This window comes from Streptomyces sp. NPDC048349, from assembly GCF_040651925.1.
Lineage (GTDB): Bacteria > Actinomycetota > Actinomycetes > Streptomycetales > Streptomycetaceae > Streptomyces.
Genome location: NZ_JBEZLA010000010.1, coordinates 116,708 through 140,520 on the forward strand (window position 1 = coordinate 116,708; position 23,813 = coordinate 140,520).

Genomic DNA, 23,813 nt, shown 5'->3' on the forward strand with positions numbered 1-23,813 from the left:
GTTCACGTTCCCCCATTCCCCGTACACCGCTCCACCGTGCAACCAACGGTCCGGCAGTCCACCGGGACTGTTCGCTGCCGATCGTATCCGTGGCCCGCAACGGCCGACCCGCCGTCCACCGTCCACCGTCCACCGCGGATAGGCTGGACCAGCCGCGCGCCGCACATCGCGCACGGAGCAGGGGGATAGCGGTGGGTGGGGAAGAGCTGGACGGGATCGTCCGGCGGCGGCTGGTCGTGGTCGCAGTGGACGGCTACAAAGACAGCCCTCCCGGCTTCGACGAGGCCATCGCCACGCAGGTGGAGCGGATCACGGACTGGCTGGCCGACCCGGGCCTCGGCGAGGACCGCCGCTTCCACGTGAGCCGGGCGCCCGCCGTGCGTTCGGTGGACGAGCTCCGTGAGTTCCTGCGCAAGGAGAACCTCGCCGCGGCGAAGTACCGGGAAGCGGTCATCGTCTACATCACCGGGCACGGCCTGCGCCGCGTCGCGCCCCGGCACTTCCTCACGCTTGCCAAGACCGACCCCAAGCGTCTGTTCGCCACGGCGTTCCCCACGAGCGAGGTCATCACCGCGGTCCTGGACAGCCATTCCGAGCACGTGCTGGTCCTCGTCGACTCCTGCTTCTCCGGCACCCTGCGCGCCGAACTGGCAAGCCTGCTCGAAGCACTGTCCACGGAACGCCATGGATTCGACGGGGCCGCCGTGGTCACCTCCGGCAACCACGAGGAACAGCCCCTGGTCGGCTCGTTCACCGAACGCGTGGCACTGGCCTGCGAACGGATGCGGGATGAAGCCGCCGGGTACACCGCCCCCTACCTCTCCTTCCAGGAGTGGGAGCAGCTCCTGGACGAGGTCGGGCGCGACGAACACGGTGGTGAGAAGGCCCTCGTGCGCGCCGAGTGGATCGTCCCGCACTCCCGCAGGCGCGGACCCAGCGCCTGCCTGCCCAACCCCCGCTATCGGGCGCCAGCCAGCACGACCGGCCCGGCGCTGCGCCAGCTGGCCCTGACGTCTGGGGCGGACACGGGCGCGGAGAAGGACGCCCTGGACGAGTTCTGGCTGGAGCGCGCATCGGGGCGGGCCGCCGACGACGACCCGGGCTGGTATTTCAGCGGCCGGGCCGAGCCGATGAGCCGTATGACCGGCTTCCTGCGCGGCGGCGAGGGCGTTCTCGTGGTCACCGGCGCAGCGGCTCCGGGAAGTCCGCGCTGCTGGCCCGCCGGTCACCCTCTCCGACCCGGGCTTCGTCACGAATCCCCGGTACGCGGCCACGGTGGCGGGAATCCCCGCCGAACTGAGGCCGGACCCAGGGGCCGTCGACGTCGCCGTGCTGGCCCGCAACAAGTCCGCCCGGATGATCGTCGAGGACCTGCTCACCGGCCTCGCCTCCGGGCACGGGGAGCCGGCGGCACCGGGTCCGGCCGACCAGCCACCCCTCCAGTCGCTGCTTCGGCGGGTGAGGCAGCGGGCGGAAGCCGCCGCCGGACCCCTCACCGTGGTCATCGACGCGCTGGACGAAGCCGAAGAACCACTCGCCCTCTTCAACGACGTCGTCCTGCCCCTCGCCCGCCTCAGGGGCCCGGGCCGGGTGCGCCTCGTGCGCCTCCTCCTGGGAATCCGCAGTTCCCCGGACGTGGTCTACCCCACAGGAGAGGACCTCCTCGACGAGCGTGCCGACGAGCTGCTGCGGCGGCTGACCGAGGCCCTCGACGCCGAGGGGATCGCGCCGGGCCTGCTGCGCAGCGACGGCCCCGACTGCGCCGACGACATCGCCGCCTACGTCGCCAGCCTGTTGCTGGCCCCGGCCGAAAGCCCGTACCGCGACGCCGCGGACGCGGCCGGCGAAGCCGCGCGCCTCATCGCGGACGCCGTCGCGCCGTCTTTCCTGGACGCCCGCATCGCCGCCGACCAGCTGCGGCGGGCCGAGGCCCGCCAGGGCCTGGACGACGAGGGGTGGCTGGGAGCCCCCTGCCTCCCCGATCGACGGGAATGCTCAACGGCGTCGACCAGAAGGCGCTGTCACGGTGCCTGGCCACCGATCCCGACACCTGTCTGACCTCGGTCCCCGGCCTGTCCGCATGTGTGCAGACCGCCAAGGTCTGCAACGCCGCCGCGCTCCAGAGCGCCCCCCGCTCCTCCGCGCGCATGGACAGCGCCCCAGGGAACACCGCCGGTATCGGCGCCCGCGCCGCCGAATCCTTCGGGGTTGCCCAGAACACCTTGCGCGTGACCACGGAAACCCGAACTCTCGGCGCCGCAGCCACGTTCGGCCTCGGCTTGCAGTCGCCCACCGCCGGTGACACCGCTGTGGTGACCGTGGAGTCCTCGTCGCCGAACCACGGACTGGAGCAGCATGGCCTGACCTTCCAGGGGTTCCGCGCCACCTACTCGGCCGGCACCGGCCAGCTCCTGGAAGCCTGCTGGGGGCAGATGTGCCGCTCCTGACCACCCCCGCCGTGACCGCCCCGCCCATAGCCGAGGAGCCCGCCGTGCCTGACGGCCGCCCGCCCTTGCCCGGCCGAACCCGTCGGCGCCGAACCGCGACCACGGTCCTGTCCACCCTGCTCGTGCTCGCAGCCGGTCTCGGAACAGCTGGCCCAGCCAATGCAGAAACGATTCCTCAAGCAGGTCCGAACACCACGGCCGCAATCGGCCAGGAGGAGAAGGACCTGCGCACCGAGTGCGCCACCCGCCCGGAGGCGAAGACCCGCAAGGGCTGGGTCAAGAACCGCTTCGAGACGTGCGTGCACCAGCCCGTGTACCTAAGCTGGTCGACGACAAGCGCCGCCTGAGAGGCGAACTCTGGTTCGACCTGTGGATCCTCGGCTTCTCCTACGACGGATCCCGCCGTGTCGACTACACCAGCAGTATCGAGAACATCCGCACCAAGGCGACTGCCGGCGAGAATCCCACGACGTGGAAGATCGAACAGAACTTCAGCCACACGATCAACGCCTCAGCCAGCGGCCCCAACCCCCAGATGACCAAACCGGCCGTCACCACCCGCAGTGAGAACATCGCGCAGTGGACCGCCAAACCCTTCTGGCAGCTCAACTACACCTCGCCCGATACCGGGAAACTCGAACCCGCCAACACCCAGGTCGTCACCGGGATGATCACTCTGGACATGCGGGTGTCCTCACCTACCGCAGTGCCCTGGACCGATCCCGTCATGGCCTACTCCAGCGTCCGCTTCGACTACGCAGGGCCGACCGCGGGCAAGCACAAAGGCACCGTGTTCACAGAAGGCCGCGTCGAACTCGTGATGAGTCTGAAGGACCCTGCCGTCGACCAGAGTGCCCGGCACATTCTCGACGCCAGCAGCTCCCCGAACGCACCTTCCCATCCTGGGCTGGCAAGACCGTGCCCGGAGCCACGGAACCCCTGCATCGCCTCATCGACAAGGAGAAGCAGAAAAAGAACCGCGAGAACGCGATCGCCACATGCAACGATGTCTGGGGTGACTACAGCGGAACGAAGCTCCAATGCGACGAGTACCCCTTCGCCTCAACGAAGGAAGGCGCCGCTGCCCCGGGGAACCGATTCTCCGCCCGGCTCATCGAGGGAACCGACAACGAGACGGGCGGCCGCCGCCTCAACGACATGTTCACCCTGAACCGCGTGCTCGACGGAGACGCGTTCTACGTGAAGATCACTCCCTGAGCAACGACGGAGACCCCATGCCTCTCACCGCCGAGTACATCACCATGGCCCAGCCAGACCGCGGGATCGTGGAGGTCTACGACTCCGACGCCTACCTCGGCGACGACGAGGCGCTGAGGCAGTCAAGGACCCGGGTAGTCGCCGGAAACGGCTACCACCTCTACCTTCACAGCCTCCAGCCCGACATCCCTGTACAGGTCACCCTCAGGATCTGGGACGCCCCACAGCAGGCCTCGGCGGAAGCCGAAGGCACGACTGCGGTGTCCCTGGAGTCCGAGACGGGATTGCTCGTCGTCAACCAGCTCACCTACGGGCCGGCGGGGGAGATGAGCCTGCCCCGCCCCGGCGTTTACGAAGGTCACGCCACGTGGAGTGGGCGAGCGGCGGCCGCCGCATATCATGAAGCCGCTATGCGCCGTGCCGTCGAGGAACAATGGAGCCCGGAGCGGATCGGCAATGCATGGGAGCGGTGTCCCACTGCTGAGCAGTACACCCTCGATCTCTGGTTCGTACGGGAATCCGAACCCGAGGACGAGGACGAGGACGACGAATGTCCTCTGGACACCTGAGGCAGTTTCCTCGACTACGCGGGCGGCATCCGCTCCGTGAAGGTCCAAGCGGCCCGACATAGGCCTCCGCCGAGGCGCTTGAACGACGACAGCGAAGCCCAGGAACTCCGGGAGCGGGCCGCCTACATCGCCGACTGCTGGCGGCTGTGTCCCACGACACGGCCGCTGGCCTGCACCCGCAGATGCCCGGGCGCCTGGCACGTTCACTGCACCGATTCGTCGTCGATATGCACCTCCTTGCCCTCCTAGTCGAAGGCGGCATGTACTCGCCGCGGAGCCCCTCATGCCGCTGTGCATGCGCGAGCACGGCGGAAGAATTCGAACAGCGGCCCCTTCTCCGCCCCTCCTGAAGGCATGACCAACGCCACCCTGAATTGACCACCAGGGTCCAGGAGATGTGTGCGCGGCCGTCGTGGTCCGGCGGCTCTACACTGCTCCGCCGCCGGGAGAGCCTTCCCGGCCGAAGATGGTGGGCACTACCCGTCCCAGTGGTCCGAGGGCCTTGGTGAACGCAGCGATCACGATGCGGAGACGAGCCCGACCACCAAGGGGATGAACAGCAAATTCGCCCCCTTGGAGGCGCGGACTGGGATTTCGACAAAGGCTGGGGGCTGACGGGCACCGGAACCTGGCAACTGGTCAAGGGGGGCAGTGGGCAGACGATCGGTGGCGCCCCGGCGGTCCAGATCTCGATCACCAACGTGACAGGACAAATCCAGCGTCCCCCCAGGAACATCGACGAGTGGACGACCCAGCCACTCCCTCCGATTGCCCAGTACACCTGGGAGTTCGGCTTGGAGCGGACCAACCATGGGCTTCAGCCCTACCACCTTGCTGGGGACCCTGATGCTCCCAACCCATACCACCTCAAGCGAAGTGCCCGACCGACCCTCGCGCCGAGGTGATCTTGCGCATGCGGGACACACGGTGGCTACGCCGGGCCCGCTGCGGCTCGGCTGTCCTCGACATGGAGGACGCGCAGTTCGGTGCCGTCCCGATGCCGCTTGGATCGTCCACACAGTCCGACAGAGATCTGCGACTGATCATGAGGCTCATCGGGACCGACGTAGGTAAGGACGTCCTTGTGATGCCCGATGACGACCCATCCCCCGGCATCACTGACGTCGATCACCGCAAAGTCGCCGACCGAAGAACCGACGCGCGCGGAGCTGAACTCCCTCAGGATCTCGGTGGCCTGTTCGGCAGCTCGCCTTCAGGAGCAGTCAGCACGACACACGTGCCGTGCTGAAACAGCACCCACGAGTGTGAGGGTCGGCGAGAAGCCGCTGCCGGACGTCTACCAGACATCTCGGAGTCCAAGGCCGTCATCATCCTGCAGGGCACCAACATGGGAGGGGACCCGACGTACTCAGCAGCCCCCGGGTTGTTTTCAGCCAGGCCCGCAGGCGGTATAAGCTCCGCCTGCCCGCTGCTCCTGTGCTGATCACAGGGTCGGGCCCGTTTGAACTGGGGGGTTCATGAGTTTGCTGCCACGTGGCAGACGTCTGTCCGGGTTCCGGGGGAGAAGCCGTACGGCTCTCGCCTCGAGCGCCCTTTTGCTCGCCGTGCTGATGACGTTCACCGGCCAGGACGGGCCCGCCCTCGCGGCTCCGGCGCCCGGTCCCGTTACTGGCTCCGCCGGTGGCGCCGGCGCGACCGCCGCGCCCCGGAATCCCGCGGGACCTGAGGCCGCGCCGACGCCGGACCCCAAGGCTGCCAAGGAGGCCGCGGTCCGCTCGCTGCAGGAGAGCGAGCCGGCGGGCGCGTGCCCGGCGACCCTGAAACCGCATGAAGTCGTCACCTGCGTCATACCGGCGGACACGACGATCAGACTCAAGCTGACCCTGCCGCAGCAGACGGACCTGCTCCTGGTGCAGGTGGTTGCCGCGGCCGAAGTGCGGTCTCAGCTCACCGCACCGGACGGCTCGGCCGTCGCGTGTGACTACGTCCGCGGCCACAGCCTCGACTACGCCCCCCTGAGCTGCCCCACCACCGCAGCGGGCACATACACGCTGGTGATCCCGAACTCGCGCGGCGTCGAGAACGCCGTTTCCGTGGCGTACACCCCGCTGCTCTCCACGACCGCCTGCAATCCGGTCCGCGCCGCTGACACCAAGCTTGCTGCTCCGACCGTCTTCAAGCGCTCGCTGGCTCCCCGCTCCTCCGGTGACTGCTACACGCTGGACGTGCCTCCGGGCGAAGTGGTGCGCACCGATCTGCGCTTGTCCACCGGCGCGCTGGGCATCTACGACGCCACGGGCAAGCAGCTCTGCTCCCCCCTCAGCCTCCAGCAGGATTGCAAGCTCTCCGGCACCGCGCCGTTCCGTGCGTCGGTGTTGGAGCTGTACGGCTCGGCCGAGCCTTACGAATTCACTGCTGCTCGGCTCTCGAACCCCGAAGGCTGCCCGGTTGTGGAGCCCCAGGCCTTCGGGATCTCCCCGGACGTGAGCTCTACGGCTCGCTGCCGCGTGCTGCGCGTTCCAGCCACCGGCAGCTACACCGTCAGCCCGGTCTCGTCCGGCACCGCACCCTACGGCGGAGTGCTTACAGCCGAGGGAACCTACGCAGACGGCTGTCAGCACGGAGAGTACGGCGTTTGTTTCCTCCCGACGGGTGAATACACCTGGGCGATCGACCGTCGGGCCACTGACGTCGGCGGCTTCGGTGTGGCCTTCCATGCCACGGCCGAGACCCGGGGCTGTACCGCGACGCCCGACAACGGTCTGGTGGCCGGGCCTGTGACCGGAACGTTCGGCGGGCCCGGGCAGAAGCTGTGTCTGACACTGCCGACGGCCACCGGCGAGGGCGTCTACCTGCTCAACAGGCCGCCAACCGGAGGTGGCATCGCCGAGTTCGTCGTCTACAGCGCTGCCGGCCACAAGGTGCAGTGCTATGGCTCCCCGGAGACCGTCTGCCAGCTGATCGGCGCAGGGCCGTTCCGCGTCGTCATGACTGGTACCGCTGCGACGAAGTACGGGGTAGTGGTTCACCGAACCGGTGAGACTGCCGGCTGCACCCCGTGGCCGCAGGACTCCTTCGGCGGCGCGCCCGGCGTCCAGGTGAAGCTGACCGATGACGTCCGGCAAACCTGCTTGAGCCTGTCCGCCGATCAGCACTCGGCTGCCGAGATGATCGACTTCACCAACGTACAGAACAAGGTGAATGCCAAGATCCGGGTCGTGGACCCTACGGGCACCGTGGCGTGCGCGACGGACGAATACAGCACGACCACCCCGTGCCGCCTCGCCTCTGGTGTCCCCTACACGGCCCTGCTGACCGGCTGGGGCGGAGCGGACACGTACACGCTGGTGCGACGCGACATCTCACCCACGGCGAGCTGCAACGTACCCTCCTCGACGAAGGTCGGCGGGCCCTCCACTCCCCTCGACCTGGCGTCGGCTCTGGACGCCCGCTGCATTCGGGTCCCCGCTTCCACCACCGACAAGATGTGGTTCAGCGCGCGCACGCTCTCAGGGCAGGGCGAACCCACCGCCACGGTCGAGGTGCTGGACCTCGACGGCAACATCGTCTGCCGTCAGCACGACGTCTCCTGCCAGGTGACCGGCCTGGCCTCGTACACCGTGGTCATCGCCACCGCCGGTTTCCAGGGCAAGCCGATTCACACCAACGTGGACGTCTGGAAGGTGGGCACGGCCGCCGGATGGGCTCCGGAATGCACCGCGAACCGTGTCTCGGTCGATGGATTCCCCGCCCGTGGCGGGGTGCTCTCCGAGTCCTCCACCGCCTACTGCGCGGTGATCGACATGAATGCGAACCAGTTCTTCAACGTCTACGGCACCAGCAGCACCACCAATGGTGAGCACCCCCGGGTGAGCCTGGTGGGCACCTACGAGTGGGGCGACGAGAATCCCGAATTCAGCTGCGAGGGGAGGGCGGGCCAGTTCAGTGTGACCTGCGGCAGCGGCCTGTACGCACGCGCCGACCAGGCCATCCTGCTGGTCACTCCCCGAAAGGCCCCGACACCCGTCGAGTTCACCATGCAGGGCGTCTGCGCCAAGGGCTGCGTCCTCCCGCCGGCCCAGACCCCGAACGGGATCAGCCCCGCCTCGAGCCCCTCTGGTACACGGTCTCAGGCAGCCGTCAGCGGGACCGGCCTCACTCTCGGCACCAAGCTGAAGCTGGTTCGCGAGGGTTCCCCGGACCGGGCGCTGGAGGCGGTCTCGGTGAATGCCGAGGGCACCGCGCTGGGCGTCAAGGTCGACACGACCGGTCTGGTGGCCGGGCAGTACGACCTGGTCCTCGAGGGTGCCGAGTACACCTATGGAGTGCCCTCCCGGGGTTACCTCCCCAAGGCCTATACCGTCACCGCCCCCACGCCCGTCCAGAAGGGAAGCCGCTTCGTGCCGGTCGGACCGTCCCGGTTCCTGGACACGCGTGACGGCACCGGGGTGAAGAAGCAACAGGTGGGGCCCGGTGGGGTCGTCACCCTCCAGGTCGCCGGGATTAAGGGCATTCCCGCTACCGGGTTGACCGCCGTGGTCATGAACGTCACCGCCGTGTACCCGACCCAGGCCGGCCACGTCACCGTCTACCCGAATGGTCAGTCGGCGCCGCAGTCGTCGAACCTCAACTTCACGCCCGGGCAGATCGTCCCGAACCTCGTGACCGTCCCCGTCACCAACGGAAAGGTCGACCTGCGCAACAACGCCGGTTCGGTGGACCTGATCGCCGACGTCACCGGCTATTACACCGACAAGGCCGGGGCAGGCTCGGCGCTGAACTCGATCACGCCGTCCCGGTTCCTGGACACGCGTGACGGCAGTGGTGCGAAGAAGCAGCGCGTCGGGCCCGGCGGGGTCGTCACCCTCCAGCTTGCGGGGGTCAAGGGCATTCCGGCCGCCGGAGTGACCGCGGTCGTCATGAATGTGACCGCCGTCAGCCCGACCGAGGCAGGCCATGTCACGGTGTATCCGAACGGCCAGTCTGCACCGGATGTGTCGAACCTCAACTTCACGGCCGGGCAGATCGTGCCGAACCTGGTGACCGTCCCCGTCATCAACGGGAAGGTGGACCTGCGGAACAACTCCGGTTCCGTCGACCTGATCGCTGACGTCACCGGCTACTACGCGGCCAGCGGTTCGACCTTCTCGGCGGCGGGACCGGTCCGCCTGCTCGACACCCGTGACGGCACCGGAGCGCGGTCCGGCGCCGTGGGTCCTGGCGGTTTCGTCAGTCTTCAGGTGGCCGGAGTTTCCGGAGTTCCCGCGCAGGGTGTGACCGCCGTGGTCCTGAACGTCACGGTCACCAACCCCACCGAGGCCAGCCATCTGATCGTCCACCCGCACGGAGTCACGCGTCCCAACGTGTCGAACCTCAACTACACGGCGGGGCAAACCGTCGCCAACCTGGTGGTGGTCCCGGTGGTGGACGGGCGGGTGACGTTCTTCAACAACTCGGGCTCCGTCGACGTGATCGCCGATCTGAACGGCTACTTCACGTCCTGACGAACCGAATAGGCGAGCGAGGGTCCTGTCCGATCGGAAGATCGGGCGGGACCCTCGGCCTTTTCATGGGGGCCGTACCTGAGACGCAATCGCTGAACACATCTCCCTGCAACTCCCCTGTTCTGCCGCGCAACCGCGAGCCGACTCGATACCCTTCTTTGCGTAGGTCCTTTCGCAGCCGGCTCGTGTCACGGTGCCGCTCGTCGGCGTGCCTCTCCACATGGGGAGTCGTGCCGAGGCGTGCGCACGGTGCGCAGCCTGCTCGGAAGGAGGACGCCTCAATGGGTCCTGACGAAGAAGGAAGGTCACCGCGGCGAAAGCGCTGGTGGCGGCGGTTCGTACGCACACATCGTGTGTGCCGGGCCGTTGCGCCGATCGCAGCCGTGGCGGCGTCGGGCGCGACGATTCTGCGCGCTCTGCTGGGGTAGCTGCCTCGGGCGTGGGACTAGCACGCCCGAGGCAGCAGCTCTCCAGGACGGGCCCGTTGCAGGGGAGTTCACCGCAACGGGCTTTCCTGCTGTTACCGCGGAACCGTAAGCGGTAACTTTCCCGGGATTCTTGCTCGGTGATTCCACGCTACCGCAGCTAACCGGCATTGTGTGTAAGTTGCGCAACATGCGCGGAAAGACTTCCGGCGCTAATCCGGGGCGCTAACCGGGGAACGGTATTCCTGAACGGTATGCGAAGACAGCCACATCAACGTTTGGGGGTGCTCGCCTCTGGAGGGAGTACTGCCGACCGGGCGGCTCGGCGGCTCCAGGCTGGACCCGGCAGGGGGGGGCACCTCGTTGGGCTGCCTGGCCTGGCGCCGAGATGACCACCCTCGTATAAATTCCCTTCGCTGCGGTGACGGACGCGGACAGCGAGGTCCTCGAGGTCGAGATCGTCGAAGACGAGTTGCTGCCCGCCACCGTCCCGCACCCGTCCCGGCCGCTCGTCGACCAGCACACCATCCTCTACCCGGGCGACGCCCTGCCGACGGAGGCGGACGCTCCGACGTACACGCGCGCGGACTTCGAGGTGTCCGCGGCCACGGCGGATCGCCTGCGGAACAAGGCCGCCCCGGCCAACACCAACCGCAACTACAGCAGCCAGCGCAAGAACTTCGCCGAGTGGTGCGCCGCGATGGGCCGGGTGGCGAGGCCCTGCACGACGGCCGCGTACGTGGAGCGGGTCACCGGACTGATCGCGCGGGGGATGGCGCCGAACACCATCCGCACGTACATGTCGGGGGTCCGTACATGGCGCCCGAGGACCGGCGGCCCGGGACGGCCGAGGCGCGGGGGATGCTGGCCGAGTACCGCAGGAGTGGGGGAAGCGGAACCGCGTCCGCAAGGCCCCGGCCATCACCGAGTCCATGCTGCGGGCCATGGTCGACACCTGTGACCTGCGGACACCGGCCGGCCTGCGGGACCGGTGCGCGCTGCTGGTCGTACGCGGTGCGCTGAACCGCCGTATCGAGCTGGCCGATCTGGACATCGACGACGTCGATGTGGAGGACGCCGGGGTGGACCTGTGGATCGCCTACTCCAAGACCGACCAGGAGGGAAAGGGCGAAAGCGCCTTTATCCCGGCCGATCTGGCCGACCCGCGCTACGACCCGGTCGCGGCCGTACGGGACTGGCTGCGCTGCCTGCACCGGATGGATGTCCACGACGGCCCGCTGATGCGGGCGCTGACCTCGAAGGGTCGTCTCCAGAACCGAGCCGCGGCCACTGCGCGGGGCGACTACGTCACCGGCGACGCGCTGGGCGACTGGGTCCGCCACCGCGCCTACCTGGCCGGGCTGCCCGGCTGGCACCTGGTCACCTCGCACGGGCTGCGCCGCGGCGGCGCCCAGGAGATCGCGGACGCCGGAGGCGACCCGACGCAGCAGGGCCGCTGAAAGCCGGGCTAGGCAACGCTGAAACGCGAGTACCTCGACCGCGCCCAGTCCCGGGCGCAGAACCCGTGGCACCAGGTCCAGGCGGCTCGCCGCAGATCTGCGGCCAATGCCCCGTAGGTCAGGGACCGGGAAGCGGGTCGGCCGCACACGGGGGAGGGGAGCCCGTCGTTACGCCGGGTTGGTGGTCCACGGCCAAGCGGCGTGGCGGCCGGCTTCGATGAGACCGACCATCCGGAACGCGGCGTCCGTGAGCCCGCCGAAGGTGTGCCGGTGGGGGCCCGGCCGGATGTGGCCCGGCTGGTATCCCGCCAGGTTCCAGGTGTAGACGGGGACTGCGGACGGTACTGGTTCGGCCGGCCTGCCCGGGCCGTGGTGCGCTGCCTGCTCGTCGGTGACGATCAGTACGCGGTCGTGGTCCCGGTAGTGGGTGCGCAGCGCCATGGTGGTCTGGGTGCCCCCGAGGCTGTGGAACCGTTTCAGCACCTCGAGCACCGGTTCGCCCGCCTCGAACGGCACTCGGGCGCTGGACCAGCCGAACTCCACCAGGTCCGCCTGCTGGGCGCGCATCGCCAGGGCGGTCCCGAAGACGGCAGCCGCGTCCGCGCGGGTGAGCGTGGACCGTTCGGAGACGGTGTCCCAGAACATGGAGTCGGACCGGTCCACCAGGATCAGCGTCCGGCCGGGCAGGGCCGGCACGTTGGCCAGGCAGTGGCCCAGTGCCCGTTCCAGCGGTTCAGCCCAGCGGGGCGAGGGCGCGTGCCGGTGGGCGGCCAGGTACCGGAAGGGGAACTGCCGGGACCGGGCGACCTCGTCGGCGTCCGAGATACGTGCGGCGACCCGGGCCGCCGCCTCGTCCGAGACCCCTGCCTCGTCGAAGTTCCGCAGGTTCCGCAGGAGCGCCATCGGGCCCATCGAAGGGATCACGGCCTCCCAGACGGCGGCGTCCATCGGCCCGTGGAGCCAGCCCGCCAGGCTCTCCCAGGTCATGCCCGCCTCGGCCAGCCGCTCGGCGCCGCCCGGCCCGGTCACCGCAGCCCGCCGCTCCTCGGGCGGCAACTCCATCAGCGCCCGGTGCGCGCTCAGCAGCCGGTCGCGGGCCGGTACAGCCGCCCGTTCTGGGTTATGGCGCCGGTCCAGGGCGTACCGGAAGAGGGCACCCTGCCAGGGCTTGACCGGGTCGGGGGACGCGTGCACCAGGTTGAGCACGTCCCCGAAGCGGAAGGCCTTGGAGGCGGTGTCGTACTTCAGCAGGGACCGCGAGGAGTACAGCCGGCGCACGGCATCGGCGATGCCCCGCTTCACGGGCTGGGGCACGTTCCGCCCGTAGCGCGAGGTCCAGTAGGCGAGCAGCTCTCCGGGCTCATCCGCCCGCTGGAGCACCGAGTCGATCACGGAGCGGTTGGACGGGCCATCGGCCGCCCCGGCCTGGAGCCGAGCCCGGACGTACGCGGCGGCGCCCACCAGGGACGCGGTGCGCATGTTCCCCTCCCCGCGGAGCCAGCGCAGCAGGCCGGCCGTCCATACGGGGTCCTCGACGGCGAGTTGGCCCACGAGGCGGGCGTAGCGGTCGTCGCGGTCCTGGCCGCTCTCGTAGAAGGTCTGCTGGGAGACGAAGTTGCCGACGGCCAGGAGGAAGAGCTCCTCCCGGGGTTCCCGGACGAAGGTCGGTCCGCCTTCGTAGGTGCGCAGGGCCTGTCCGCTGCGCCAGTGGTGGACCGCGGAAGCGGTGCGGGCGGCGGCCGCCGAGACGTGCGGGGCCACGAGCATTTCGGACCACATCTTGGAAACGCGCTGGGTGTAGCGAGGCAGTGAATCCCCCCGGATCCAAAGAACGGACGGCCCCGGGCAAGAGGTCCGACGGGGCGAGGTGCGGCCGCGCCGCCCGAGATCAAAAGAGGCGGCGGCGTCACTTGGTTGTCAGAAGGAAGTAGCCGCAGCCGGGCGCATCGGGGGCGCGGTCGCGATGACACTCAAGCAGGTCGGCTGTCCTCACACCATCGAATTAACGGCGCGAACGCCTGCCTCCGTTCTTGAACAGCCGGGCATCCTACGGGCCCATCCCAGCGTGCGGGGGGAGCAGGCTTGCTGACCTGGGACTCTACGCGGCCAGGGCTCCGTTCTCGCGCACTTTCACTAAATCCGGCAATCCGCTCATAACTCGCATCGAGCCAGGCCGACCCTGGGTCGGCGCCGGTACGTGCCGATCAGGTGGGCGGCCATACAAGGAGGGTCTCGGCCTCATGCCTTCAGCCCCAGTCCTGCGGACGCGCGCCAGCCTGGCCGACTCGAATTTGCCCGGGAACGGCTCCCCGATCCGAGTCATGGCACTGGGAAGCGCGCTCACCGTCGCGACGCAGCGGCCGCCCTCCAGGGCCCAGCAGATCAGACGGGTACGAACTTCAGGCGCCAGCACGGGGTCCCAGTCTTGGGGTACAGGAGGGGCTTTACCTTGTGGTCCGTCGGCTTGTTGCTGGCGGAACAGCAGCTCGACGACCAAGCGGCACGCCTCGGCGTGGATGCAGGTGTCGCGCGTACCGCGCGGAGCGCACGTACCCGCCGTCTAGAGGACCAGCGCCTGCACCTGATGGACCACAGGCTGCTCGCCGAGTGGGCCGGGCGGCTTGCACTCCCTGTGGGAGTTGCTGCGCGCGGTGCCTCCGCCCCCCTCGGCGTCCGTCATCCTGCCCTGAGCGGCAGACGATGACGGGCTGCGGAGAGCCCACGTCAACGTTCCACGGGTGCGGATTCCCCATGCAGGTGTGAGGTCCACTCCCGAGCAGGTGCGGCCGGTTTCAAGGTCTGCCCGGGCTTCCGGATGCTGTTGGTGATCTTTGGGTGGGCAGGCTCTGGCTGAATCGAGTCAGGTCCGTTGCTGGGGCTTGCACACGGCTCTACGCTCGTCCGGTGTCCGGAGGTTCACAATCAGGCTGTAGCACCGGTGTCCAGGGGAGAGCGTGGACGTTCCTGCGTTGATTCTCTTGGGGGCGGCGGGTGGCCTGCTGCGTGGTCTCCTGGACTTTTACACCCGGTTCGTGTCCTGGCAGGCCGATCGCCGCGTCCAAAGGCAGTCGGCCGCCGAAGGGACGGTACAAGGGGCACCCCCGCAGTTCCGAACGTACTTCGACCCCGCCGTCGACCTCGTCGCGGCTGTCCTGCACGGCGTGATGGGTTCCGGGGCCGCGGTGCTGTTCGGCACCACGGGACAGATCAGCGGTGAGTACGCCGCCCTCGTGGTCGGAATGTCGGCGCCCATACTGCTCACCCAACTCAGCCGTATCCAGACGGTGAACGAGGTGCTGACTGGCGACCGGCAGCCGACTGCGGCGGCGGAGGCAGTCACGGAAACGGGGGCACCTTCGAGCGCCGGTGCGATGAGCGCCGGCGGTGCGGACGGCCCTGCTGGTGCCGCAGCACCGTCCGCCGTTCCGCCCCGAACGGACTCCCAGCCCGCTGCGTCCCCCGGCGCCCGGGCCCAGGCCCAGGCCCAGCCTCCCCTCCCCGCTGAAGGCCGGCCGCTCCGAGCGCGACCGATGCCTTCCCCCAGGCCGGCTGCCGCGGCCGCGGAAGCCGGCACGCCGAGTCCCACATCCGGCGAGATCCCCGCGGGCCGGACACAGCTTCCGGATCCCATGCGCTCCGGGGACAGGCCCGTGCCCGCGGACCCCGCCGACGGAACGGGATCTGGCTTCGATGGCCGAGGCGCGCCACGATGGCGGCAGGGACCGGCGATCGGGGAGGAGGGCCTGTGAGTGGCAACAGGCCATACCTGCTGAACGAGGACCGCCCGGAGTACGAGCGGATCCTCGACGACGCATTGCGTTCAGCCCCCGAGCGTCCGGAACTGGCTGCCATGGGCGAACGGCTCACGGCGGAGCAACTGCGCACCATGGCGCTCGGCGCCACCGCACTCCTCACGGCGGCCGCAGCGGCCGAGTACGCCCACTATGTGAAAGTCCGGGAAGAACACCGTGAGCCGGAGTCGCCCCGGCACAAGTCCTCGGACAGGGTGTACTCGTCCTCGCGTTCGGCCGGCCCCGCCCCCTCCGCTCCTTCCCGCTCCGGCCGCGGCCCCACGGCCACCGACCACCGTGCAGGGGCAGGTCTGGGCCGGCGGTTCGGCGCGGCCGTCCTGGGTGCCGGACAACCGGGCGGCCGCCGCATCAGCGACGGAGTCGCTGCGTCACGGTGGGCGAGGCTCTCCTACGGTCGCCGTCTGCTGGCAGCGCTGCTGGGCCTGCACGTACGCCCAGCGGTTCCGGGGGCGGCGGAGGCGCGGTCACCGCGTACGCCAGAGCCGCCGGCGGCCGCCCGCACGCGTCCGACCAGCAGCGAAACACCAGCCCTGGACATGACCGAGGCGGGCGGAGCCGGGTTGTTCGCCGTCTTCGCCGTCCTCGCCCCCGTCCTCTCGGGAACCGCCGCCGTGTTGTTCTTCCTCATCGGACTCGTCCTCGAGATGTTCAGCGGCGAGTCGGGGTCCGGCCGGACGATGTTCGCTGCTGGATGGCTGTTTGTGGCCGTGACCGTAGGCGCGATCGCCGTCTGTGTGGTCGGCCTGGTGGTGACTGCTCTGCGCAGCAGCCGCGGCCAGCCCCTCCCGGAGTCCGCGCGCGACCATGAAGTGAGCGATGAGCAGGTGGCCCGGGCCAGGGAAGCCTGGCGGCAGGCCCTGCTGGAACGGGGCATCGTGCCCTTCCTGACGGATGCTCTCGCCGAGCCGGCCCCTCCGCGCCCGGACGCTTCCGCCCGCGCCCCCGGCCGCATGCCGGCCCTCGGCTCCACCCGCCCGGACTTCACCTCGCCCGACTCCAGCCCCGATACCACTCCGGGCCCCCGCCCGAGCTACACCAGCCCCGACTTCGCGGGCCCCGAACGCCAGCCGGAGTGAAGGGCGACGGCCCGGTCAGCGGACCGGCAGGCGGGGGCCGAGATCGTGGCGCTGGTTCGACGCCGGTGGAGAGCGGTACGGGGGCGCAGCCGGCGCCGGAAGCCGCGGAGGCACGGTCCCCTGCTGCCGGGCCGGCGCCTCCTTCCGGCTCGTGCCCGCCAACCGGAGGGCAAGCCAGCCCTTTGCCCGGACGCCTCGATCCGGTCGGGCGGCCCGGGTCGGGTGCGTTGCCTTCGCCGATGCCGAGTTGGTAGAGCACCAGGGACCTGCTCGGCGCGCCCTTCAGGCGGAGCGTGATGGAGGGTGCTGGGGTGTTCGCCGCCGAGCAGCCGTTCGCTGTCGGCCGCCACCTGCTCCTCGATGGCGATGGCCTCGTCGATCCGCCCAGCCTCCCCGTACGATGCCGCGAGGTTGCCTTGGGCGATGAGGATGTGGAGGTGTTCGGTGCATGGGCTGGAGGCCGCTCCGCCGACCTGATCGGCTGCAGCACCATGGGTTTTCTCGTTGCTCCACCGCGCGGCCGATGAGTTTGTGCCGTCCGGCCGGTCCAAGCTCGTGACAGCCTAGGAAAGGACACCGCCATGTCGGAGCTTCTCGTCGACTTCATCACCTCCCTCGACGGCCACGCCTCCGCAGAGGGATGGCCCGGGTTCTGGGGCCTCGAGGGCCCGGAGTACCTCGCATGGCTCGGCGAGCAACCCGAGGCCACCTACCTGATGGGAGCGAACACCTACCGCCTGATGTCGGGCTTCGCCGCCGGCGAGGTCCCGGCTGGCCAAGACGAGTTCAGGCCCGAAGAAGAAGCGTCCGTCGACGAACTCACGCAAGCGTCCAAGGTGGTGTTCTCCTCCTCACTCGAGGAGCCGCTGTCGTGGGCCAACTCCACGCTCGTCCGCGACGACGCCGTCGAGGTGGTCCGCGCCATGAAGTCGAGCGGCTCCGGGCTCCTCAGTACGATCGGCAGCCTCAGCCTGTGCCGGTCCTTGCTACGAGCCGGACTCGTCGACCGCTTCCGGGTCGTGATGTTCCCGGTGATCACCGGGGCCACGGGCGAGGAACGCATCTACGACGGCTATCCGGACGTTGCCCTCGAGATGATCGAGCACCGCACCTTCGACGGCCGCATCCAGCTGGTCGAATACAGGCCCCGCGTGCTCGAGCACCCGCCGCTGGGCACCCCGGAGTGACGTGGCACCGCCCGCCGGCCTGGATGGCGTGAGGCTGGCGGGCGCGGAGCAAAACCTAAGTGCCGTAAGGGCGGCGGGGCGTCCATCCCCTGCATGGTCGGGGAGCAGATCCTGGCCAACCTCGCGGCCTGGTCACTCCGGGCCCATCCCCGCGTGCGCGCGGAGCAGGCCCAGTCGCGGTCGACGTGGGCGAGGGAGACCATTCGGCTCTGTCCCGGGAGGACGTCGTGGCCGCCCGTATGGGGCTGAAAAAACAGGCTCGCCCAATGGCCACCAGCTCCGCGGAAGCGGCGTAGGCGCAGTGGCCGGTCCTGACCCGCTCCTCCCTCTGCCGCCAACATGGATCAGCTGCTGGTCATACGCCGCTGGCTGGAACTCACCCTGGCTCCTGTCGACGAGCGGATCTCCGCTGTCCGCGTCGCAGAAGCCGAGAAAGCGCGGCGTCGGCCGCTCCCCGGCGCGCCGCCGTGGTGGATCGAGTACGGCATCGGCGTCCGCCGCGCACCGGAACGGGTCCACACCGGTGACTGCCCCATGACCGGCGGAGGCCGCGCCGCCACCCTGGAGACCGTGCAAGAGGTCTTCCTCACAGTCCCTGCCGTCCTGTCCTGCCCGCTATGCCGCCCCGACAGCACACTGCTGGGCCTTCTCGACACCTGATCCTCTCGGCATCATGTGCCCGTGACCACACTCAGCCTTGCCCAACGCCTCGCCGGCCACGTCCAGACCGTTCTCGGCTGTGGCCCGTTCGCCCCGCCTGCCGGCTGGACACACATGGGCGCTGTCATCTGTGACACCAGCTTCCACGCCCAACGCAAGTACGAAGCGACCATCCGGCCTCGACTCCGTACTCTGCAACTGCTGTGGCCCGACGCCGCCACCGTGAGCGGCTTCCAGGCACGGATCGCGGCAGAAGACCTTGCGCTCGCCATGGATTACAACAGCCCAGCCCGCGTCGCGACGGCCCATGCCATCACCAACCTCCTGGCTGCCAGAGGGGTCGACACTCGGGAAGACCTCCACGCCTGGCTCGGCGATCAGGACAATCGCGCCGCGTTGCGCAAGGTGAAGGGCGTGGGTCCCAAGAGCGTGGACTACATCGGCAACCTCGTCGGCCGATCCCAGGTTGCGGTGGACGTGCACCTGCGTCGGTTCGCTGCGGAAGCCGGGATTTCGGTCCTCGGATACGAACAGCTCCGAGCCCTGTACGAGGAGGCCGCTGAACATCTCGGGCACGACCGCGCCGGCCTCGAGCACGCCGTTTGGCGATTGAAGTCGCAAGCCGTGTAGAGGATCACGCCGCGGCCTGGAAGCGTGGATGGCGATACTCGGCCAGGCGACGCAAGCGTCTCCACCTCGCGTGCACTCGAGACGGATTCTTGCGCGAGGCAGGCCTGTCAGAATCACTCACGCCTGCCCGGTTCCCCCGCGGCCCGGTTCCCAGCAGGGGCGCGCGCCGGCAGTGATGCCCCGGCACGCCGGTAGTCAGCATCCCGCGGGTCCGCCAGCCACCCGATCGGACGCTCGGCCCCTGCACGGAAAGCCCCGGGCAAGTGGGCCACCTCCCGACGACGGACCTGAACGCATCGACCTGATGCGTGGCATGGTCGGTGCCGCACCAGCAGGCCACGACCACCGCTGCATCAACCGCCAGCTTGCCCTTGTCCGTCCACACCACATCAAGCACGAACTCCAGCTCGTCACCCTCAACGGCATGCTCAATGACATCCAGGCCGAGGATGATCAGCGTCCATGGCTGCGGACCGGGAAAGACGGCGTGATCCGGTGCCCACCCCCGCTGTCCCGGCCCTGCCGACGCGAGCCGTGTCACCGCCACGCGCGACGTCCTGCAGCGCGATCACGGCAGCAGGCGACAGACCGGGAAGCAAGGTGATCAAGGGGATGTTGCCGATGAACGCAAGGCCGAACACTTCCTGGCGTTCGCAGGCATCGCTGTAGTCCTCATCTGCCACCGCCGGTTGCTGAGGAACAGCGAACCAGCTCAACGGCTACTGCATGATGGTTCAAATGAGCGAATCGACTGAGCAGGTGGAGACCGCAGATCGTCTCTGGCAGGAATTCCGCCAAGAGCCCTTCCCCGACAGCTTGCGACATGCCACGTACGGGGGCACACATGTGTGGCTCCTCGAGTTGGACATCGCCGGCTGCGTTCTTCGTTGGCTCGATAACAGCGGCACTCTCGACTCGAACGACAGCATCCTCCTGCAGAGCCGCATCGAGGACCTGGACCGAGTCATCCCTGAGATCAACGACCTTGCAGGAGCCCAGTACTGCCAGCGGTTGCACCAGCTCGCTGTGCTCGCGTCAAGGAATCTTCCCGGCACCACATGAGACAGCCCCAAGAGCTTGACGGTGCGCGAGGGCACGCGGAGCTGGCCCCCGATCGCCCTCCGGCTGAGCCCTCCCGCCAGCAGTCAGTGGACGATCCGCATGCCTGGCACGTCAGCACACCGTCGGGGACGGATCATTTTCAGGCACCTTCCCAAGGGCCCCGCCCGCCAGACGAACGTCACTCAGCGTGATGATCCACGGAAAGCGGTCCAGAAACCCCCCGCGCATGGCATCCAGCTCACCAAGGGCACACATGCCGGCCGCATGGTGGCCGGCATCTGGCTCCGCAAAGCCCCCGGCACCCCGCGGCAGTCAGACATGACCGTCGGTCTGATCTACAGCGACAACAACGGCATGGACTGGAAACCGGGGGCTCATTCCCTCAAAGCCGAGCCTGCGATCGGGGCACAGGAGCCGAGCCTCGTCGAACACGGCGACGGAAGCATCTTCGTAGTGGCACGCAACGAAGAAGGGGACCAGACTACGAGGAACCGAGCGGTCTACGCGATCTCCACGGACCAGGGCGTGAGCTTCAAGAATGAGCTGCAGCTGCTGCCGGACCTCGGCCTGCCCAGCGGCGGCATACAGGCATCCGTTCTCGCTGTACCGCTGGAGGGGCGCGAGGGCATCGGCCGTACTCTGCTGGCCGCCCCGGCCCCAGGGCCGGCCGACGCGACCGCACGCAAGAATCTGACCATTCGGTCCTCTTTCGACGGAGGCCTCACGTGGCAGAGCCCTGCTCAGGGAACCGTGGTCCGGGAGGGCTTCTCCGCGTACTCCGACATGGTGGCCCTGGGTGAGGGCAAGTACGGCATCCTCTACGAGGGCGGAGAGGCAGGCCCGTACGAGTTCATCCGGTTCGCCACATTTACGGAGGCTGACCTGGACGACGACCTGCCCGCGGACGTCGGCAGTCTGACCATCAACCAGAACACCGGGGCGCTGGCCACCAGCAACCCCAGCCAGCTGCACCTCTTCTCGCCCACGACGGACGGCACGCTCGGCAACTGGTTCCAGAATGCCGACGGGTCGGTCGCAGAGGGCTCGTGGGGCACCGGTACCGAGGGCGGGGCAGTGTCTTTCGCCTACGGCACCGAGCAGCACGTACTGGTTCACGGCACCGGCGGAAGTCTCCTCCACCGTTTCTGGGTCCCGGGAGGGGGCGGCCTCACCCAGGAGACCTGGTCTGAAGCGGGCACTGCCGTGGCCGGAACACCGGCAGCCATCGTCACACCTGGCCAGCAGCACGCCTTCGCCCGGTCGGCGAACGGTGAACTGCTGCACATCTGGCGGGACGTCGGTACTGCGCTCCTGAAGCGGGCTACCTGGGCCAAGGCGGGTACCCTCGCCGGGGATCCCGTGAGCCTCCTCTACGGCGAGCAGCAGCACGTCTGGGCCTCCGGCACCGACGGCAAGCTGCACCACTGGTGGTGGACCAAGAAGTTCGGCATACGCCACGAGATCTGGAGCGGATCCATCAATGGCGCGCCGACGGCCTTCGTGTTCCAGGGCCAGCAACACGTCTACGCCAGTGGCAAGGACGGCCGGCTGGCCCACTGGTGGTGGGACTACCGAACCCGGGCAGTCAAGCGGCAGGTGATGGACCCGCAGCTCCCGGTGATCGGGCGGCCCGCCGCCTTCGTCCACGGCGACCAGCAGCACGTCTTCGCCCGAACCAAGGACAACAAGCTCGCCCAGTGGTGGTGGGACCAGAGCACCCGCACAACGGACTCCAGGGTGTGGGAAGGGTCGCTGCACTCCGACCCGGTGGCGCACACCGCCAACGGCGCACAGCACATCTTCGGGGCGGACCCTGACGGGAGGCTCACACACTGGTCGTGGAGTTCTGCGGACAGCATCCAGAAGGAGTTCTGGGGCAGTCGGCGGATCCTCACCACACTGAACTGACCGCCGGCCGGTGGCAAGGGCCACACGCATGGCCCTTGCCGCCGGGACAGGCCGCTGGTGCCACTTCGCCGCACGTGGCCGCCCCGCAGGACTATCCGCCGACCCGGTTAGCCTGATGCCTGCTGTCGGTGCGGGAAACACATGGGGGAGGTGTTCGGCGGCGAAGTCCTCGTCACCGGTCTCGGATCGTGCACGCGGCCAGTCCTCGAGCTGTGCACGTTCGTCCGTACTTGACTGAGTTTGTCGTTTATGGTTCGGCCGCGGTGGACGGGTGGGCAGTGAGGGACGTTCAGATCCAGTTGCCCCAGCCGAACGTTGCGATATAGGCCCGTCGGATGGCATCCCAGCCACGGCCGCTGCCGATGTGGATCACTGTTAGCGCAAGAATGAACCAGGCCGTGAAAGCACCAGCAATGATCAAGGTCCATCGAGGGCCGGAGAAACTGGCGACCACGATGAGGGCGATGACGGTCACGCCCAGACCCATGTGGGCGGCAGGGAGATCCGAGCGCAGTGCTTCGCGCACAGAGCGGCGTTCTTCCTGCATGTCCTGGGTGTACCGAGCAGAAGCCGAGCCTTCGCTGTTCTCTCGCTCAGAGCTGTGCTCCATGAGGCCCCCCGTTGATCCGGCTGCGACTACCCGAGCAGCCTATGCCGTGCTGTGATCGCGGTCATGGTCAGCATCGGTTTGGCGTCGCGGGCTCTGTCCTCTTCTTGTGGTGGGCGGGCCGACTGGAGGCGTCGCCCGTGGCGAGGATGCGTCCCACCTCGTAGCGGGCGTCGGGGTGGCTTGACGGATGGCCGGTGAGGGCGGCCGCAGGCGTGAGCGCAAGACGGGGGAGCGGCGTTCGGAGCGGGTGGGTGGGGGCCTTCAGCCCGGCCGAGTGGTGGTCGTCCGCGCTGCGGCTGACCGCGAGGGGACGTCGGTCGCCGGGTGGGTGGGGCAGCAGGTGATGGCGGTCGCGCAGCACGTCCTGGTGCCGGTCTCCGCGGACCGTGCCGACGTCCTGCGCGAGCTTGTGCAGGCGCGTGCCGGCCTGCGGGAGCTCGCGGTCCGCCTCGACGCGCTGGACGCCGACGGCACAGCCGGGGCGGGGCTGGAGGAGGTCGTGGCGGAGGCTCGAGCGGCGGTGGTGCGGGTGGTGTTGGACGACTCTCAGCGTGGTGATGAAACGGGGTAACGGCGACACCCCCCGTTGGACATGGGATGTAGTTGTCTCCGGTGCCGGCTGTCCCTTCGTGTGCGACGACACGGTGAACACGAGCGAGTCGTGGAGCCGTCGTACGCTCAGAAGGCCTCGACCCGAGGCCGTACCGACGGCAGCTCCCACAGTTCCAGGGCTCCGCTGATCAGGTCGGCGAGGAACTGGACCGCGCCTCCGGTGTAGTGCCACCAGCCACCGTTGCGTGAGGCCACGGTGACGGTCCAGTCGTCGGGACCAGGCCCTGTGGTGTTCCAGAGGAAGTAGTCGCCCTGGTTCGAGGTGGCCCACGGCAGCAGGCCTCCAGGGGCGGGAAAGGGGTGCAGAGGAACGGACATCTCTGCGTCCGTACACCACTCAGCGAGGATCTCAAGATCTTCGGAGTCCTCTGACCAGGCCGTTTCCTGCCCGGGGTTCGGGAAGCCGACGCAGAGGAAGTCCCCGAAAGCCAAGGACGGGTAGCTGTCGGCAAGCAGCTTGAAGTCGGAAGGCAGCTCCGTGGTCAGGCACCCCTCGACCGTTGCCCAGTCGATGCTGGCTGGAGCCGTACGTCGAAGGAGGGCGAGGCCGGGGACGGCCCGCTCCAGAGCCGCGACCGCCGAGGCCGGATCAGTCAGTCGCTGGCGAGGTACTTGAGTGCCGATGAGAGCGTCCACCGGGACAGCGTGCCAGAGGACAGATCACGAGCCTTC

The 23,813-nt window shown here is 68.8% G+C and carries 23 protein-coding genes; 16 read left to right on the forward strand and 7 right to left on the reverse strand.

Annotated elements, in window-relative coordinates:
- Positions 1-2 precede the first annotated feature (2 nt).
- Positions 3-872: a hypothetical protein gene (locus AB0D44_RS08705; protein WP_362586608.1), complete on the reverse strand. Its 870-nt coding sequence runs from the start codon at positions 870-872 to the stop codon at positions 3-5.
- Positions 873-1,275: 403 nt separating this feature from the next.
- On the opposite strand from AB0D44_RS08705, the gene AB0D44_RS08710 reads away from it, so the two are divergent.
- From AB0D44_RS08710 to AB0D44_RS08720, 3 genes are read left to right on the forward strand one after another with little or no spacing between them, the layout of a single operon-like run.
- Entirely contained in the window at positions 1,276-2,058 is a 783-nt protein-coding gene (locus AB0D44_RS08710) for a hypothetical protein (RefSeq protein WP_362586490.1), read from the forward strand.
- Positions 1,992-2,447, forward strand: coding sequence for a hypothetical protein (locus AB0D44_RS08715; RefSeq protein WP_362586493.1), 456 nt, complete (start codon positions 1,992-1,994; stop codon positions 2,445-2,447). The genes AB0D44_RS08710 and AB0D44_RS08715 overlap by 67 nt, the downstream gene beginning before the upstream one ends.
- Before the next feature lie 44 nt (positions 2,448-2,491).
- Positions 2,492-2,794, forward strand: coding sequence for a hypothetical protein (locus AB0D44_RS08720; protein WP_362586496.1), 303 nt, complete (start codon positions 2,492-2,494; stop codon positions 2,792-2,794).
- 64 nt (positions 2,795-2,858) lie between these two features.
- Here the strand turns inward: AB0D44_RS08720 and AB0D44_RS08725 are convergent, their stop codons facing one another.
- Complete coding sequence (locus AB0D44_RS08725) at positions 2,859-3,056, reverse strand: hypothetical protein (protein ID WP_362586499.1); 198 nt, start codon at positions 3,054-3,056, stop codon at positions 2,859-2,861.
- 309 nt (positions 3,057-3,365) lie between these two features.
- Here AB0D44_RS08725 and AB0D44_RS08730 point away from each other — a divergent pair, with 309 nt between their 5' ends.
- The 5 genes from AB0D44_RS08730 to AB0D44_RS08750 all read left to right on the forward strand — a co-directional run bounded on the left by AB0D44_RS08730 (position 3,366) and on the right by AB0D44_RS08750 (position 11,584).
- The gene (locus AB0D44_RS08730; RefSeq protein WP_362586502.1) at positions 3,366-3,665 is read left to right on the forward strand and encodes a NucA/NucB deoxyribonuclease domain-containing protein; all 300 of its coding nucleotides are present in this window, start codon (positions 3,366-3,368) and stop codon (positions 3,663-3,665) included.
- A gap of 17 nt (positions 3,666-3,682) precedes the next feature.
- Complete coding sequence (locus AB0D44_RS08735; RefSeq protein WP_362586505.1) at positions 3,683-4,234, forward strand: hypothetical protein; 552 nt, start codon at positions 3,683-3,685, stop codon at positions 4,232-4,234.
- Between the two features lie 1,571 nt (positions 4,235-5,805).
- Positions 5,806-9,699, forward strand: a complete 3,894-nt coding sequence (locus tag AB0D44_RS08740; protein WP_362586508.1) for a hypothetical protein — start codon at positions 5,806-5,808, stop codon at positions 9,697-9,699.
- A gap of 846 nt (positions 9,700-10,545) precedes the next feature.
- Positions 10,546-11,085, forward strand: coding sequence for a hypothetical protein (locus AB0D44_RS08745; RefSeq protein WP_362586511.1), 540 nt, complete (start codon positions 10,546-10,548; stop codon positions 11,083-11,085).
- The gene (locus AB0D44_RS08750) at positions 11,069-11,584 is read left to right on the forward strand and encodes a hypothetical protein (protein WP_362586514.1); all 516 of its coding nucleotides are present in this window, start codon (positions 11,069-11,071) and stop codon (positions 11,582-11,584) included. Before AB0D44_RS08745 ends, AB0D44_RS08750 begins: the two co-directional genes overlap by 17 nt.
- A 168-nt stretch (positions 11,585-11,752) precedes the next feature.
- Here the strand turns inward: AB0D44_RS08750 and AB0D44_RS08755 are convergent, their stop codons facing one another.
- Entirely contained in the window at positions 11,753-13,351 is a 1,599-nt protein-coding gene (locus AB0D44_RS08755) for a TROVE domain-containing protein (RefSeq protein WP_362586517.1), read from the reverse strand.
- Positions 13,352-15,329: 1,978 nt separating this feature from the next.
- Here AB0D44_RS08755 and AB0D44_RS08760 point away from each other — a divergent pair.
- The gene (locus tag AB0D44_RS08760; protein ID WP_362586520.1) at positions 15,330-16,472 is read left to right on the forward strand and encodes a hypothetical protein; all 1,143 of its coding nucleotides are present in this window, start codon (positions 15,330-15,332) and stop codon (positions 16,470-16,472) included.
- On the opposite strand, the gene AB0D44_RS08765 is transcribed toward AB0D44_RS08760, so the two are convergent.
- Positions 16,427-16,852, reverse strand: a complete 426-nt coding sequence (locus AB0D44_RS08765; RefSeq protein WP_362586596.1) for a hypothetical protein — start codon at positions 16,850-16,852, stop codon at positions 16,427-16,429. The two genes, AB0D44_RS08760 and AB0D44_RS08765, sit on opposite strands and share 46 nt — an antisense overlap.
- Here AB0D44_RS08765 and AB0D44_RS08770 point away from each other — a divergent pair.
- The 4 genes from AB0D44_RS08770 (at position 16,784) to AB0D44_RS08785 (ending at position 18,949) form a co-directional block, all read left to right on the forward strand.
- Positions 16,784-16,999: a hypothetical protein gene (locus AB0D44_RS08770; protein ID WP_362586610.1), complete on the forward strand. Its 216-nt coding sequence runs from the start codon at positions 16,784-16,786 to the stop codon at positions 16,997-16,999. The two genes, AB0D44_RS08765 and AB0D44_RS08770, sit on opposite strands and share 69 nt — an antisense overlap.
- A gap of 54 nt (positions 17,000-17,053) precedes the next feature.
- Positions 17,054-17,659 carry a dihydrofolate reductase family protein gene (locus AB0D44_RS08775; protein WP_362586523.1) on the forward strand — a complete coding sequence of 202 codons (606 nt, stop codon included), beginning with the start codon at positions 17,054-17,056 and terminating at the stop codon, positions 17,657-17,659.
- Between the two features lie 339 nt (positions 17,660-17,998).
- Positions 17,999-18,319, forward strand: a complete 321-nt coding sequence (locus tag AB0D44_RS08780) for a DUF6233 domain-containing protein (protein WP_362586526.1) — start codon at positions 17,999-18,001, stop codon at positions 18,317-18,319.
- Positions 18,320-18,340: 21 nt separating this feature from the next.
- A complete protein-coding gene (locus AB0D44_RS08785) occupies positions 18,341-18,949 on the forward strand; it encodes a hypothetical protein (protein ID WP_362586529.1) in 609 nt (202 codons plus the stop codon).
- A gap of 428 nt (positions 18,950-19,377) precedes the next feature.
- Here the strand turns inward: AB0D44_RS08785 and AB0D44_RS08790 are convergent, their stop codons facing one another.
- The gene (locus AB0D44_RS08790; protein WP_362586532.1) at positions 19,378-19,632 is read right to left on the reverse strand and encodes a hypothetical protein; all 255 of its coding nucleotides are present in this window, start codon (positions 19,630-19,632) and stop codon (positions 19,378-19,380) included.
- A gap of 55 nt (positions 19,633-19,687) precedes the next feature.
- Here AB0D44_RS08790 and AB0D44_RS08795 point away from each other — a divergent pair, with 55 nt between their 5' ends.
- Both AB0D44_RS08795 and AB0D44_RS08800 read left to right on the forward strand, forming a co-directional pair.
- Complete coding sequence (locus AB0D44_RS08795; RefSeq protein ID WP_362586535.1) at positions 19,688-20,011, forward strand: hypothetical protein; 324 nt, start codon at positions 19,688-19,690, stop codon at positions 20,009-20,011.
- 21 nt (positions 20,012-20,032) lie between these two features.
- Positions 20,033-21,919, forward strand: coding sequence for an exo-alpha-sialidase (locus tag AB0D44_RS08800; RefSeq protein ID WP_362586599.1), 1,887 nt, complete (start codon positions 20,033-20,035; stop codon positions 21,917-21,919).
- 289 nt (positions 21,920-22,208) lie between these two features.
- Here AB0D44_RS08800 and AB0D44_RS08805 read toward each other — a convergent pair whose 3' ends face one another.
- Positions 22,209-22,466 (reverse strand): hypothetical protein, encoded by a 258-nt coding sequence (locus tag AB0D44_RS08805; RefSeq protein WP_362586537.1) that lies wholly within the window; start codon positions 22,464-22,466, stop codon positions 22,209-22,211.
- A 337-nt stretch (positions 22,467-22,803) separates the two neighbouring features.
- Between AB0D44_RS08805 and AB0D44_RS08810 the strand changes: the two genes are divergently transcribed.
- The gene (locus AB0D44_RS08810) at positions 22,804-23,100 is read left to right on the forward strand and encodes a hypothetical protein (protein WP_362586540.1); all 297 of its coding nucleotides are present in this window, start codon (positions 22,804-22,806) and stop codon (positions 23,098-23,100) included.
- 107 nt (positions 23,101-23,207) lie between these two features.
- Here the strand turns inward: AB0D44_RS08810 and AB0D44_RS08815 are convergent, their stop codons facing one another.
- Positions 23,208-23,459 (reverse strand): hypothetical protein, encoded by a 252-nt coding sequence (locus AB0D44_RS08815; protein WP_362586543.1) that lies wholly within the window; start codon positions 23,457-23,459, stop codon positions 23,208-23,210.
- Positions 23,460-23,813 lie beyond the last annotated feature (354 nt).

Coding starts and splice junctions, on each gene's coding strand:
- AB0D44_RS08715 (WP_362586493.1), top strand. CDS start 1,992: ATGCTCAACGGCGTCGACCAGAAGGCGCTGTCACGGTGCCTGGCCACC.
- AB0D44_RS08735 (WP_362586505.1), top strand. CDS start 3,683: ATGCCTCTCACCGCCGAGTACATCACCATGGCCCAGCCAGACCGCGGG.
- AB0D44_RS08740 (WP_362586508.1), top strand. CDS start 5,806: ATGACGTTCACCGGCCAGGACGGGCCCGCCCTCGCGGCTCCGGCGCCC.
- AB0D44_RS08750 (WP_362586514.1), top strand. CDS start 11,069: ATGGTCGACACCTGTGACCTGCGGACACCGGCCGGCCTGCGGGACCGG.
- AB0D44_RS08755 (WP_362586517.1), bottom strand. CDS start 13,351: ATGCTCGTGGCCCCGCACGTCTCGGCGGCCGCCGCCCGCACCGCTTCC.
- AB0D44_RS08775 (WP_362586523.1), top strand. CDS start 17,054: ATGTCGGAGCTTCTCGTCGACTTCATCACCTCCCTCGACGGCCACGCC.
- AB0D44_RS08780 (WP_362586526.1), top strand. CDS start 17,999: ATGGATCAGCTGCTGGTCATACGCCGCTGGCTGGAACTCACCCTGGCT.
- AB0D44_RS08795 (WP_362586535.1), top strand. CDS start 19,688: ATGAGCGAATCGACTGAGCAGGTGGAGACCGCAGATCGTCTCTGGCAG.
- AB0D44_RS08805 (WP_362586537.1), bottom strand. CDS start 22,466: ATGCAGGAAGAACGCCGCTCTGTGCGCGAAGCACTGCGCTCGGATCTC.
- AB0D44_RS08815 (WP_362586543.1), bottom strand. CDS start 23,459: ATGTCCGTTCCTCTGCACCCCTTTCCCGCCCCTGGAGGCCTGCTGCCG.